Origin of the sequence: Rothia sp. HMSC071F11 (genome assembly GCF_001809115.1) — a bacterium.
Taxonomy (GTDB): Bacteria; Actinomycetota; Actinomycetes; order Actinomycetales; family Micrococcaceae; genus Rothia; species Rothia dentocariosa.
The window spans coordinates 251,090-264,785 of record NZ_KV795763.1 but is presented as its reverse complement, the minus strand read 5'-3'; the positions used below and the strand labels follow the sequence as shown (position 1 = coordinate 264,785).

The 13,696-nt window shown below is 51.2% G+C and carries 12 protein-coding genes and 1 riboswitch; of the genes, 8 read left to right on the top strand and 4 right to left on the bottom strand.

Annotated elements, in window-relative coordinates:
- Window positions 1-58: 58 nt before the first annotated feature.
- Together metE and HMPREF2554_RS09080 are read right to left on the bottom strand one after the other, a co-directional pair.
- Entirely contained in the window at window positions 59-2,380 is a 2,322-nt protein-coding gene (gene metE, locus HMPREF2554_RS09085) for a 5-methyltetrahydropteroyltriglutamate--homocysteine S-methyltransferase (RefSeq protein ID WP_070554857.1), read from the bottom strand.
- Between the two features lie 42 nt (window positions 2,381-2,422).
- Window positions 2,423-3,334, bottom strand: coding sequence for a methylenetetrahydrofolate reductase (locus tag HMPREF2554_RS09080; RefSeq protein ID WP_070554855.1), 912 nt, complete (start codon window positions 3,332-3,334; stop codon window positions 2,423-2,425).
- Between the two features lie 77 nt (window positions 3,335-3,411).
- Window positions 3,412-3,521, bottom strand: a riboswitch (SAM riboswitch).
- Between the two features lie 467 nt (window positions 3,522-3,988).
- Between HMPREF2554_RS09080 and HMPREF2554_RS09075 the strand changes: the two genes are divergently transcribed.
- Both HMPREF2554_RS09075 and HMPREF2554_RS09070 read left to right on the top strand, forming a co-directional pair.
- The gene (locus HMPREF2554_RS09075; protein WP_013398283.1) at window positions 3,989-4,990 is read left to right on the top strand and encodes an aldo/keto reductase; all 1,002 of its coding nucleotides are present in this window, start codon (window positions 3,989-3,991) and stop codon (window positions 4,988-4,990) included.
- A 120-nt stretch (window positions 4,991-5,110) separates the two neighbouring features.
- A complete protein-coding gene (locus HMPREF2554_RS09070; protein WP_013398284.1) occupies window positions 5,111-6,592 on the top strand; it encodes a sugar porter family MFS transporter in 1,482 nt (493 codons plus the stop codon).
- 65 nt (window positions 6,593-6,657) lie between these two features.
- Here the strand turns inward: HMPREF2554_RS09070 and HMPREF2554_RS09065 are convergent, their stop codons facing one another.
- A complete protein-coding gene (locus HMPREF2554_RS09065; RefSeq protein WP_013398285.1) occupies window positions 6,658-6,813 on the bottom strand; it encodes a hypothetical protein in 156 nt (51 codons plus the stop codon).
- Window positions 6,814-6,943: 130 nt separating this feature from the next.
- A complete protein-coding gene (locus HMPREF2554_RS09060; RefSeq protein ID WP_013398286.1) occupies window positions 6,944-7,108 on the bottom strand; it encodes a hypothetical protein in 165 nt (54 codons plus the stop codon).
- Between the two features lie 330 nt (window positions 7,109-7,438).
- Here HMPREF2554_RS09060 and HMPREF2554_RS09055 point away from each other — a divergent pair, with 330 nt between their 5' ends.
- From HMPREF2554_RS09055 to HMPREF2554_RS11325, 6 genes are all read left to right on the top strand, one after another.
- Entirely contained in the window at window positions 7,439-8,635 is a 1,197-nt protein-coding gene (locus HMPREF2554_RS09055; RefSeq protein ID WP_041321662.1) for a cytochrome P450, read from the top strand.
- A 910-nt stretch (window positions 8,636-9,545) separates the two neighbouring features.
- On the top strand, window positions 9,546-9,713 hold the full coding sequence (locus HMPREF2554_RS12025; RefSeq protein ID WP_141744385.1) for a cypemycin family RiPP: 168 nt from the start codon (window positions 9,546-9,548) through the stop codon (window positions 9,711-9,713).
- 225 nt (window positions 9,714-9,938) lie between these two features.
- Complete coding sequence (locus HMPREF2554_RS09050; RefSeq protein WP_141744384.1) at window positions 9,939-10,568, top strand: hypothetical protein; 630 nt, start codon at window positions 9,939-9,941, stop codon at window positions 10,566-10,568.
- Window positions 10,561-11,481: an alpha/beta hydrolase gene (locus HMPREF2554_RS09045; protein WP_013398290.1), complete on the top strand. Its 921-nt coding sequence runs from the start codon at window positions 10,561-10,563 to the stop codon at window positions 11,479-11,481. The genes HMPREF2554_RS09050 and HMPREF2554_RS09045 overlap by 8 nt, the downstream gene beginning before the upstream one ends.
- On the top strand, window positions 11,471-12,010 hold the full coding sequence (locus HMPREF2554_RS11465) for a hypothetical protein (RefSeq protein ID WP_141744383.1): 540 nt from the start codon (window positions 11,471-11,473) through the stop codon (window positions 12,008-12,010). The genes HMPREF2554_RS09045 and HMPREF2554_RS11465 overlap by 11 nt, the downstream gene beginning before the upstream one ends.
- Window positions 12,010-12,582: a flavoprotein gene (locus tag HMPREF2554_RS11325; RefSeq protein ID WP_013398291.1), complete on the top strand. Its 573-nt coding sequence runs from the start codon at window positions 12,010-12,012 to the stop codon at window positions 12,580-12,582. Before HMPREF2554_RS11465 ends, HMPREF2554_RS11325 begins: the two co-directional genes overlap by 1 nt.
- Window positions 12,583-13,696 lie beyond the last annotated feature (1,114 nt).

Genomic DNA, 13,696 nt, shown 5'->3' with positions numbered 1-13,696 from the left:
GTTTAAGCCTGTAATTAAGGCACTTTATAGGGGTAGGGGAGAGGCTCCGCGCCAGAGACTACAGGCTTGCCCGAACCTTCTTCGTGGCGGCCACCACATTCTCCAGTGTCCTCTTCGTCTCCTCGTAGTCACGAGTCTTCAAACCGCAATCCGGGTTAACCCACAGGTCAGAGATGGTTCCGTACCCAATCGCGGCACGGATCAGCTCCTCAACTTCGGCCTGCGAAGGCACACGCGGCGAGTGAATATCCCACACGCCCGGGCCCAGCCCCGAAACATAGCTTTCGGGAATATCTGCCAACAGCTCCATATGCGAGCGCGCCGCCTCAATACTGGTCACATCCGCATTCAGGGCATTAATCGAATCAATAATCTCGTTGAATTCCGAGTAACACAGGTGGGTGTGAACCTGAGTTTTGTCCTCGACCGCGCTCGTCGCCAGGCGGAACGCGTTTACCGACCACTTCAGGTACGCGGGCTGCTCATCGCGGCGCAGTGGCAGAAGCTCACGCAGTGCCGGTTCATCCACCTGAATGATGCGTATGCCCGCTTCTTCCAAATCGGCGATTTCGTCGGCGAGCGCCAATGCCACCTGATTCGCGGTTTCCTCGCGCGGCTGGTCATCACGCACGAACGACCAGGCCAGAATAGTCACCGGGCCGGTTAGCATGCCCTTGACGGGACGGTCGGTGAGGGACTGGGCGTAGGAGATCCAGGGCACGGTCACGGCTTCGCCGCGCAGCCCTTCACCCGAGCGTTTCACATCGCCGAACAGCACCGACGGGCGGGTGCAACGCGAACCGTAGGACTGCACCCAGCCGTGCTTCGTCGTGGCGAAACCATCGAAATTCTCGGCGAAGTACTGCACCATGTCGTTACGTTCGGCCTCGCCGTGCACGAGCACATCCAGACCCAAATCTTCCTGGAGTTTAATAACGGAGGCGATCTCTTCACGCAGGAACTCGTCAAGCTGCTGCTGCGTGATTTTACCGGCACGCGCCTCTGCACGGTGGCGGCGAATATCGCCGGTCTGCGGGAACGAACCAATGGTCGTGGTCGGCAGCTTCGGCAGATTCAGGTCAGCCTGGGCATCCCGGCGGATTTTCAGTTCGGGACGCTCAAAATCCTGCGGTTTCACGGATGTGGCACGCTCACGGATTGCGGCATTATGCTTACGCGGATCCGCTGTGAAACGTGCCAGCGCTTCGTCGGCGGTCTTCAACTCTGCTTCAACCGCAGACTCACCGTCGGCAAGACCGCGGGCAAGAGTCACGATCTCAGCGACTTTCTGGTCGGCAAAAGCCAGACCGTCTACGGGCACATCGGCGGGGTCTTCAAGGTCGAGATCGTGCGGCACATGCTGCAGCGAGGTTGAGGATGCAACCGCCACCGCACCGCCGTTAATGTTCTGGAGTGCGTGCAGGAGCGCTCGCAGGTCGGCACGCCAAATATTGCGCCCGTTAATGGCACCCGCCACCAGGGTGACGCCGGAATCTTTGAAGGCGGTCAGCGCCTCGGCATCGTAGAGCGTGGAAACCAGGTCGAGATGCAGCGCCTCAATACCGGTGTCTAACAGGGCGGGCAGGTTCTCGCGCAGGTTGCCGTAGGGGCTTGTCACCAGGATTGCGGGGCGGTTCGTTTCGGCTGCCAACGCGCTGTAAGTTTTACGCGTCAATTCGGCGATTTTGGCGTTGGGAATATCGCGGTCCACGGTTAGGCCGGGTTCGTCGAGCTGCACCCACTGCACGCCGCGTGCCGCAAGCTCGGCGAGCACCTGCTGGTAGGCTTTCACGAAATCGTCCAGGCGATCCAGCGGTGTGAACCCTTCGGGCGAACCCTGTTCGGCTTTTGCCCCGAGAAGCAGGGTGAGCGGGCCGACCAGCTGCGGGCGCACTGTCACCCCGTGCTCCTTGGCGACTTCAAGCTGCTCGTCGATAGCCTCAAAATTCAGCTTGATCTCGGTATCCGGACCGATCTCGGGCACTAGGTAGTGGTAGTTCGTATCGAACCATTTCGTCATCTCCAATGGAGGCAGCGTCTCGGTGCCGCGCGCTAGAGCAAAGTACCCGGGCAGATCGAGCAGGCCGCGCGCATCCTTGGCGTCGGCAAGACGCTTGGGTACGAGGGTGAAAAGGCGCACGGCATCGAGCACCTGATCGTAGTACGAGAAAGTCGCCGGAATAGACGAATCGGTGGCGCTAAGACCGCGCTCGATCACACGGTCATAGTAGGTGCGCTGCACATCTGCGGCCGCCTGGCGCAGTTCATCCTGCGTGATTTTGCCTTTCCAGAACGCTTCCTGTGCCTTCTTCAGCTCGCGGAAACGGCCCACGCGGGGGTAACCGACGATGGTTGCTGCGGGGAATGGGGTGCGGGTCATCCTAGTTCCTTACTGTGGGAGGGTGTCAAATAAAAGGGGAGTTTAGAGGTATTGAAGATCGCTCAGGGGGAGTTTGAAACGGTTCGAGTAGCGCGGAACGTCGAGTTCTTCGAGGACGTCCAGCACAGCCTCATGCTCGTTAAACGTGTAGAAATGCAGGCCGGGGGCGCCAGCATCAAGCACCTTGCGACATTGGTCGAGTGCATGTTCCACGCCGATGCGGTGCAGCTCGCGCGGATCGCTCGCGGTTTCCAGACGATGCGCCAGCTCGCGCGGCACTTCAAGCCCGGCAAGCTCGCACAGCTTCGTCAGCCGGGTCAGCGAGGTAACGGGCATAATACCAGGGATAATGGGCATCTCAACCCCGGCAAGGCGCGCGGCATCCACAAGCCCCGAATAGCGCTCGGTCTCAAAGAAAACCTGGGTGATGGCGAAATCCGCCCCGGCACGCTGTTTTGAAAGCAGAATCTCAATGTCTTGAAGAAGCGAGGAAGATTCGGGGTGCTTATGCGGGTACGCCGCAACCCCAATCGACACCTTCCCCGCAGCAAGATGCGCGAAATCCTCACGTTCCACCCTGCGAATCAGCTCCACCAGGTAGCGGGCAAAAGGCAGCTCAAGCGGGCGCGTGTTTTCGGGTGGAATATCGCCGCGCAGTGCCAAGAACCCGCGCACACCAAGCCCCAGAATCAGACGAACCGAGCGTTCCAAATCGGCCACGGAATGCCCCACGCAGATTAGATGCGCCAGCGGGTTCAGCGATGTTTCATGCACCAAGTGATCGAGCAGAGCCAACGTCTTTTGGCGGCGTTGAGCATCGCCCGAATAGGTGACGGAAACGTAATCCGGGTTGGTTTGCTCAAGCTCGGCAATGGTTTTGAGCAGGGAATCGCAGCTTGCGTGCGACCGTGGTGGATACAGCTCGTAAGAAAGAGCCGGGTGAACTGTCGTCATTTTCATTCCTCCGTGTTCACCCGATAGAAGCGTGCCCGAAGGTACGCCAAATCTTAGCAAGACGCGAAGGGAATTCACTTCTATCGGTTCTGGCGGGAGCACCTTGTCCGTCCACCCCATGGGGTGGAGGCTGGCGAGGTTGCTGCGACGTCTAAGAGCCAGATCTCTCGGTCGCTCTGGATAGATAACGTTCCCATTCTAGGCAGGATGCGCGGTGCCAGCAAGAATATGTCAGCACATGTCGTCGAGCGGTCACAACCGCTTAATATTGCGGGATGCGGCGAAACATTACGTCATACGGGTTCGCGGCAGTTCGGATCGGCGGATTGAACCCTCCACCTGATTTGGCCGCAAGTTCAGCCGCGAGCAGATAGCGGAATGTTATCTGCTCGCGAAGATTACAGAGGGGGTGACGCGGCGAGAGGGAGAAGGCATTCTACAAGGAAAAACCGGGTACTGTTCTGAGAAAACATGTCGTGTAAACTGTATGCAAGAGTCCCCCGACCGCCTCTACCCGTGAATCTGCAGGTTCACAGGATATGCGCATATGTCGGGGCCCTTCTTTATCTGCTTCCGGTCTTACTCTAGGGAATTGCAGAGCGCCGTGAACGTCATGTTGCGACCATACACTGTCAAACACGGTAGAGTAAACGTATGGAACGCATCGAATCTCCCGCATATGCACGCCTGGGTAACTCCGGGCTGGTCGTGCCCTCCGTCGGTATCGGCTGCAACAATCTGGGACGCCCCGGCACCCCCACTCAAACTCAGGAAGGCACCAACGCCGTGATCGCCGCCGCAGTCGAGGCGGGCATCGGCTTCTTCGATATTGCCGACCTGTACGGCGCCGAACCCGGGCTGTCAGAAACCATGTTCGGTACCGCGATGCGCGAACTTAACCTCAACCGTGATGACCTGATCATCGTCACCAAATTCGGGCTTCCCACCGGTACCCTCAACGGCAACGACTGGGATGCGCGCGGCTCACGCCGATACATCATGCGTGCCGTCGAAGGTTCACTGCGCCGCCTGGGAACCGAGTACATTGACCTGTATTTCTACCACAGCCCCGACCCGAACACCCCGCTGGAAGAGACCCTATCTGCTCTCGATACGCTCGTGACCAGCGGAAAGGTTCGTTACCTGGGGCACTCCAACTTTGCGGGGTGGCAGCTTGCCCACGCCGAGCATCTCGCCCGCGAACTCGGCACTGAGCGGTTTATCGCCGCCGAAAACCACTACAACCTGCTTGACCGCCGTGCCGAACTCGAAATTCTTCCCGCCGCCCGCCACTTCGGGCTCGGGGTTCTCCCGTATTTCCCGCTTGCCAATGGGCTTTTGACCGGAAAATACCGCCGCGACAGTATCCCTGCAGGGTCACGTCTGTCGCATTCCAAAGCGCAGGTACTTGCGCAAGCCGACTGGGAACAACTCGATGCCTACCACGAATTTTGTGCCGATCTGGGGATCTCTGAGGTTCAAGCCTCCATCTCTTGGCTCAAACAGCAGAACCCCGTCGCTAGCGTGATTGCCGGGGCAACCACCCCCGAACAAGTACACGCAAACGCGCAGGCCGCAAGCGTGCGTTTCAACGATGACGAACTGGTGCGGCTCAACGAGATTTTTCCAGCGCCCGAAAGCATCGCGCTTTTCTAACAATCTCCTTCGCCACTGCAAATATAGCCAGCTGGAAATATAACTAATCGGGAATATACCCAAGCCAGCAAGCGTTTAAAGACTGTGCGGTCTCTCAACCTGTGCCGTACAAGACCCTTCATGAAAGACAAAAATACCCGCATGAGCATCACCACCGAGCCGCCGAACCGCGCCAGTGCACTACCCCCGCTCGGGCAGGGCGCGCACACCCGCCGCCTAGGCGTTATCGCGCTGGTGGCAACCTTCGGCGGGCTTCTCTTCGGGTACGACACCGGCGTTATCAACGGTGCCCTCGACCCCATGAGCCGCGAACTCGGCATGGACAACACCATTCAAGGCTGGGTCACAGGCTCCCTCGCCTTTGCTGCCGCCCTCGGAGCCATGATCACCGGGCGCATTTCAGATGCTCTCGGACGGCGCAGAACCATCATCGGACTCTCAATCCTCTTCATCGCGGGCGCGCTCGCATGCGTCTTCACCCCCAGCATTGCTGTACTGTTGATGGGCCGTACGATGCTTGGGCTCGCTGTGGGAGGCGCATCCGCGGTCGTGCCTGTATTCCTCGCCGAACTTGCACCCTACGAAATTCGCGGCTCACTCTCCGGGCGCAACGAACTCATGGTCGTCGGCGGGCAGCTCGCAGCGTTCATCGTGAATGCCATCATCGGCAACCTCTGGGGCGAACACGACAGCGTATGGCGGTGGATGTTCGCCGTCTGCGCCTTGCCTGCGCTCGCGCTTTTCATCGGTATGCTCCGCATGCCCGAATCCCCCCGCTGGCTTATCGCACAGGGGCGCACCGAGGATGCGCGCGCCATTATGCGGCGCATCCGCCCCGCCGAACGTGCCGATGCCGAAATTGCAGACATCGCGCGTTCACTTGAGGAAACGCGCACCCAAATCGGTGCGAAGGCTAGGAGCAGCACGGGTAAAATCCTGCGTGAAAAATGGTTTGTGCGGATTCTATTGGTCGGTATTTTGGTGGGTGCCGGGCAGCAGCTCACCGGCATCAACTCGATCATGTACTACGGCATTAAAGTGCTCAAAGAGGCCGGGTTTGACGAAGGTTCGGCTCTCATTGCGAATATTGCCCCGGGCGCTATCGCCGTGGTCGGCTCAATCTTTTCGCTGCGCATGATGGAGCGCGTGAACCGCCGCACTATGGTGATCGCTGGGTATTCGCTGACCGCTTTTTTCCACCTGCTGATCGGGGTAGCATCTATGCTCCTGCCGGAAGGCAGCCCCGCGCGTCCCTATATTATTCTGGCGCTTGTGGTCGGGTTCGTGGGGTCGATGCAGACCTGCCTGAATGTTTCGACATGGGTGCTGATGAGCGAGCTGTTCCCGCTTCGGGTACGCGCGGTTGGCATGGGTCTTTCCGCATTTTGCGGCTGGATGATGAACGGCCTGCTTTCCCTCGTATTTCCGGTCATTTTGGGGGCGCTGGGGCTGACCGGCTCCTTCTTCGGGTTCATGGTGGTGAACGTGCTGATCGCCGTGCTCATGTGGCGTAACCTGCCCGAGACCCGCGGCAAAACCCTGGAAGACGTGGAGGCGGGCGTTATCTCAGGCGCCGCCTATCCGTTTGCGGCTACTCGGTAGACGAGGCTTCGCTAGGACGCGAGCAGGTAGGATTTTCCGACCTGCTCGTACCAAAAACCACCTGCTCACGGAAGAATAAGACCCCTGGATGCGGTTTGCGGATTCTGTTTTAGAAAGTCTTCAAGAGAGATGCGATAACCATCATCTTCGGCACGGGCTTTACGCAGAGCCTCAATATCAAATAGCTCTTCGTATTCTTCTACGGGGTTCAGATCAGTCATATGTCCTATTCAGGGTGATGTTATTGATGGAGAATGCTTGTGTTAGTCTTAACATATCTTCGCAAAGTTACCTGCGTACAGCGGAAGACTCAGCAGCGGCAACTACTGAGCCTTCCTGGTAGGTAGAGCACTACTTCAGAAGCTTAATGAGGCTTGAAGCAAAGCTCATGATGTACGAGACGGCCTGAGCAGCTCCATCGGTAAGGGCAAAACTTACCAAGAGCGCTTGGGCCGTTTCTACGTAGTCGTAGAAAGACATCGTATCCCACCGCCTTTCCGCCCCGAGAATCTCCACAGGATATTCTTCGCAAAGTGGCTGTGGGATTACCCTGCAGAAAGAGCATTTCTAACTTTACTGTACGCATATGTTAAATCTGCAAACGTGCGGTATATGACCGTCTTACGGGAGTAAACCGGCGATAGTTCTAGGCTTTACAGACCCATTCAGCAAAGGCATTCCTATCCTGCGAGGGCGCGGGTTAAGTGATAGTGTCAAAGATGTTATAACTATCCTTCGGTTGTGGTGCCGTCGCGCGATATTCCCGCTGCCGACTCCACGGATAACGCACGGTCGCGCATACTTGACGGCACCCGCATACCTGTGACTTCTAGAAGGCAGAAAGTCGTGGCAGACAACGTAAAAAATGATTGGGATTTGCGCAGCGAGAAGGTTCAGAAGAACCAGGTGGCCGCTTATGACGAGATGCGCCGCCGCTGCCCCGTAGCGCACGACGAGTTCATGGGCTACTCCGTGTTCAAGAATGCCGATGTGCAGCATGTGCTCGATCATCCCGACATTTACTCGAATGTCGTCTCGACTAGGCACATCGCCGTGCCAAACGGTATGGATGCGCCTGAACACACAACGTTCCGTGCCGTGAACGACAAATACTTCACCTCCGAACGCCTGAGGGAGTTTGAGCCGAAAATCCGTGAGGTCGTCAAGAACCTGGTGGCTGATTTGCCGCGCGGCACCGAGGTTAATGTGATGGATGGGTTCGCGCAGGCTTATGCGATGCGTATTCAGAATGCGTTCATGGGCTGGCCCGCGAGCCTTGAGAAGCCGCTGATCGAGTGGATTGAGAAGAACCGCGAGGCTACGCTGCGCCGCGACCGCGAACAGATCGGCAAGGTCGCCCTTGAGTTTGACACCTATATTCGTGAGCTTCTGGATGCGCGCCGCGAGCAGGCTGCCGCCGGGAACCCGCAGGATGTGACCGCCGAGCTGCTGACCGACACCGTGCAGCTGCCCGATCAAGAGCCCCGCACTATGACCGATGAAGAGATTGTGAGCCTGATCCGCAACTGGACGGTGGGGGAGCTTTCGACCGTTTCGGCGTGCGCCGGGATTATCGTAAACTTTTTGGCGCGCAACCCGCAGGAGCAGGCTCGACTTCGTGAGTCACTAGGGGAGGGGCATGCGGAGATCGCCGCCGCAGTTGAGGAGATTATGCGTCTTGAAGACCCGCTGGTGACGAACCGCCGCGTGACTACCGAAGATACCGTGCTGGGCGGGCGTACCATTCCGGCGAATTCGCGGGTGACGATCAACTGGTCAAGTGCCAACCGTGATGAGGACGCGTTCGAGGATGCGCTCACCTATAACCCGCATCGTGACCAGTCCCGCAACCTGGTGTATGGCGACGGTATTCACGTCTGCCCGGGTGCGCCGCTGGCCCGCTTGGAGCTGCGCCTGCTCATGGAGGAGCTGCTGAAGGCAACCAAGAGTATTGTTCCTGGTGACGAGTCGGATGCACCCGCCACCGAGAACGCCACCTACCCGATCTCGGGCTACTCGACGGTCCGGGTGGTGTTTGGGTAGGGCTTTGTAGGAAGCTCTAGAAGATAGCGAGTGAGCAGAGTACAGGTAGTTTCATCCTTATATAGTTAGAACCTCGGACTAGGTGTGTGCGTTGGGAGTAGCTAGTAGCTCTATACCCCTGTTTTACATTCTGTGGTTGGATTTTTGCTCACTGGGCTTCTGCGTTTTATGAATTTTGTGCATTAAGTGAGGGTGATTTATGAGTGGATACCCCGATATAAAAAACAACGAATCTTACCTCCTCAGACCCACCGTGAATAAAGCCTCCAAGCCTACTCTACTATACTTGCACCAGAATCATGCCGAGAAAGACTTCGGAACGCCCCAATTTACCATCATACACACATTAGTGAGGCTCAAGACAGCACCCTTGAAGATTCTGCAACCAACCGTGTCTTCCCATTAATCCTTCTTAGGACCATCACTGTAGACGGCACCTATATACAACCTATCACTAGCGCACCGCCAAATGCGTTTGTGTGGCAGTAAACACCACTAGAGCGACATGAACCACCAAATTATCTAACACCGCTGGTGATCAGCAACCCGATGTCGGACTCATCATGACGCTTTCGCGCACCGATATCACGAGCTGGATTATTGGTTCTCCAAAACCTGAGAACATGCTACGCTCCAAGGCTACTGAGAGTTAGAGCTGACTTGATCACAGTGGATAAGAAACAACTGGTGGGAAGTAACGCAGACTGATCTTCTGACTCAGAGACAACAATAGAAGAACACCCATTACTTTCTAAATAAAATTTTTAGTATTAAAGGCACATTATATTTTGTAAAATATAAGGTTGAAATTTATCCATAGGAGTCGTTAGAGTTAACAAAGAGCCAGTTCTTCTGTCTCTGTAAGAAGTTTCAGAATCGTTATGATTCTGGAATAAGTTCAAACAAAGGAATGATGATGAACGTTTCGGATCTCGCGAATTCAATTGAAATTGACACTACCCCGGGTGCTGCTGATTACGCAATGAATAGTGCTCAGCCGTCAATGACCACTCCTGCTGGGGTATATGCTGTAGCAGAAATGGCCGTTGCTGGCAGCACCATCTGCTTGGTTTGCTAAGAGAATAATTTATAGAAAGGAAATCGTATGGGCATCTTCCCCCTCAGGACAAAAGGTAACTATGTTTACCGCTCTTTGGCTCCTGTTGCTGTGAGCCAAGTTTTAAATAGTTTGGAGACTCTGACTAACAGGAGTATATATCAGGATGATAGTTATCTGAGGGGGAATTTGCACCTTAAACTAAGTCGATCGAGGAAAGATTCCATACTGCACAAAGTAGTAGAAATGATCGATTCCCCCAAAACTGTCTCATATTGTTCTTTCATTAATATAGCTGGATGTGTTCTAATACTGTCTGGACAAGATAAGAAATTGCTTCAGGCATTAGGGTCTGGACTTGTTCTGGGTAATAACAAGTTACTTTCCATCAGGAACCATTATGGGCGGGATGGTGCAGATCAAATGGGAGCATTAATACTTAGCTATCGATTTGTTACATCTTTTATCAAAGATGATGATAAGGCAAATGATCTTTTTCTGAAATCTGTAAATGCACAAACTTGTCTATCTTATTTGGTACCTGGAATCGCAAAAGCAGTATCAAGCAAGTGGTTACGTGGAACTGCCCTTGAGGAAATTCTTAGTACACAGGCGTATGGTTCTTCTCCAATCGCAGTAAGGCTTAAGAAATACCCGACTGTTATGAAATATCTGACATGGGGGACTATTCTCTGGGAATCGGCCTTCCCTCTTATATATATATTTCCTGAAAAATATGTTCCAATCCTGTTACATGCGGTAAAAGGGTTTCATTTCGGAGTTGCCTTAACTATGGGTCTTCCAAGGTTCTTTTGGGGGTTTATGGGTGCCCACGCTGCGGTTGAGTATATCATCAAGGGTAAGAATAATGAATAATCTAAATAAGTCAGTAATTAAGCTAACTTCAGCAGTTCTGTCCGTTTCGATAGCTTCTACTGTTAATAGGTACAGGAATGAGTATAAGCGAAGGACTGGTCTGAATGGGAATGAGTTCCTAAAGGATAATGACGGTAATACCATTGAATATAACCTTGACTTAAATGAAAACTCAAATATTTTAATAGTCTTTGAAAATGGCTTGGGAACCCCTTTAGAGTCATGGGATTATGTAAAACTATTTCTGAAGGGCAGTTATAATTTATTATTTTATAATAGGCCTAAACACGGTTTTACATCAACAAACTTGTCGAATTGTGGAGCCCTTGAAAAAATTGTTAAGGAGAAAGTTGGCAATGATATCAGGATTATTTTTGTTTGTCACTCTATAGGAGCGTTGGCAGGATGTACTGCTGTGGAAAATAGTCCGTATATTAAGAGTAGGACAGAGAAAATAATTCTTGTTGATGGGACTGAGCCGGATCTTTTTGAAGCATATCGTAATGATTCTGAACAAAAGGGAGAATTTATGCAGATGTGTTTTCAGAAAGCAATGGCTGGATTTTTTGGATTCCAGTGGTGGGGAATCGATAAATATGCTCGAAGGACAAGCTATCGCCCGGACATTCAGGAATCAGTAAGGCTTTTTGAAGCTAACCCTAAAGAAATATTTATTACTTTAAGTGAATATTTTAATATTAGGGTAGATTCTTTAAAATCTATTCTCATGCAACAACAGGTAGCTGTTTCAATTATTAGTTCCTTTGAACGAAGGACACAACAAAAGAAATTAGCGGAAGATTTTGGTATTCCGTTTAGTTTAATTGATAAGAGCACACATTACTCTATTATCGGGCATCCTGAATTTGCCTGGGAATTAGCGCGTGAAGTTAGGAACGTTCTTGAAAAGTAATTTTTTTGATTCTCTAATTTATGGGGTTTTGGTCCACCATATAACACTTACTGTATTTCAAAACACGCCAGATACCTTGGTTCCCCCTATAAATCATTTTTCGCCAGGTTGGGATATACCGCAGTGGAGGTTTTTTGCACCTACCCCAGGAACTTCAAATCATCATATCTTATACAGGACTAGGACAAAACAGAATGATGAGGGTCAATGGGGTACATGGGAAGAGATGATATCTTCTAATGATTCTACCTTATTATCTACCATCTGGAATCCAAATAGTAGGTATGTAAAAGCGAATTTTGATTTAGCAAGTTCGATTGTAAATATGGTATCGTACGGTGCAACTTTTGATTTTATAAAGAGTAGTGAGAGTTATTTAATGGTGTCTTCTATTCTTAATTCTCGGTTGCAAAATACGGATTCAATAAACTACCAGTTTCTTATTGCGACTTCAACTCGTGATAAACAGGATAGTAGTAGCTTTTCTTTTGAACCAAAATTTTTTTCTGAGGTTCATGAGGTGCGATAATGGACGAAAAAATATCTCTAGATTTTCATAGGATACATCTCCACATTACCGGTTCGGTTAATGCTGCTTTGGTACCATATTGGATTAATTGGTCTAGGAGGATTTATCATGATTTGATTGTTACTGCTTCAGTGACAGAATCAGCATGTAGGTTTGTATCTATTGATGCGCTAAAATCTTTAACGGATGGTAAGGCATGGATAGACTCTTGGGGTAGCGATTATCCTATTCAGGTGCATGAAGGTCTTGAGAAATATACGGATGTGGTAGCGATATTTCCTGCGTCGATTAATACAATTATGCAATTGGCCTCTGGATTTACAAATACACCTATGCAGATGGCTATTCAACTGACTAGGTTACCTGTTTCAATAGCTCGCGCATTTCCTGGAGATAATAATATTATTGAGGATAAATTAAATAATTTAATATCAAAACGAGATAATATTGTTATATCTAAAGAAATGCCTGCGTATTCTTTGTCTAAAAAATCTTGGGGAGGTAGTACTGGTTTCTACTATCCGTTTGTGCTTCAATCACTTCAAGATTTAATATCTGATTTAAATATTTAATTTATATTATTTTTGTGTAAATTCTATAAATAGTTGGTGTTGTGGGATCGGGATTGAAAAGATGAATGATAAGTATTTCGATTTTTGGTAGGATTGTTGGATAAAGTTTATTGAATCTAGCGTATCCCCCGCTGTGGTATACAATGTTTTCATAACTTTGAATATATGAGACTGTATTATTATATTTTTCTGTTGCGCATGCTACAGATATTTTATCGAATCTCAGAATGTAGGGTTTAGAAATTTGTCGATATAGCTAGCTCAAAGAAACTTTTTGTATATGAATTTATATCTGACGATTTACAAAAGGTCGGTGATTATTCATGAGCATTCTAAGCCAGAAGATTAGCCACGTTCCGCCGAGAAAACTCTTTGATAATGAGGTTAGGTTCGGTACTTTTGTGAGTGAATTTGCGGGCAGACGACCCTTTCCATTACTGATCAGCGGTTAGTGCTCTGCCAATGGAGATCTTTCTCGGTCTTAGTAGAGCTGCTCTCCGAGTGTTTCTCCCAAGTGTAGTAATGGGCTCTAATCCCTAATGGAATTAGCTATCTCATATCTTTATCTGGATTCTAGGAATTTGTCCAGCTTGTGATATCGATAGGCGGAGGCATCTTGACACGCACTCGGCACCAATCGGTCATCACCTGTAACATCTTCTAAGGCGTAAATAACCTGATGATTGGTTGGATCCCTAGGGTGGTGTTTATTGTTGTACAGACATATCTGGCGATGCTCTAGGTGCCCTATCTACGGTGGGCGTGGTTTCACAGGTCTTTAGTAAATCGTGTGGATGGGAAGGTGTGGTAGTTTATAGAATAGTTGATAGTTTTTGTCAAGTTTAACTAATGTGTGGCCGATGGTTTGTGGGGATACCCTGAAATCTTCCCCTAAGACTTCTTCGGTATGACTCTTGTGAAGGTATAACAGGTTTTTGAGGATAGGACTGTGGAGGGGTAAATGCTGATATGGTGAGATAGGTGATAATCTCTATCTACAGATGTTATCGGTGTTTGTTTGTTCCGTCGTAAATCTACACAGGTAGAAGAGCCAGTTTTACTATATACCTCGGGGGAGGGGTCCTGTATGAACTACCCTCATGGTTGACCTTTA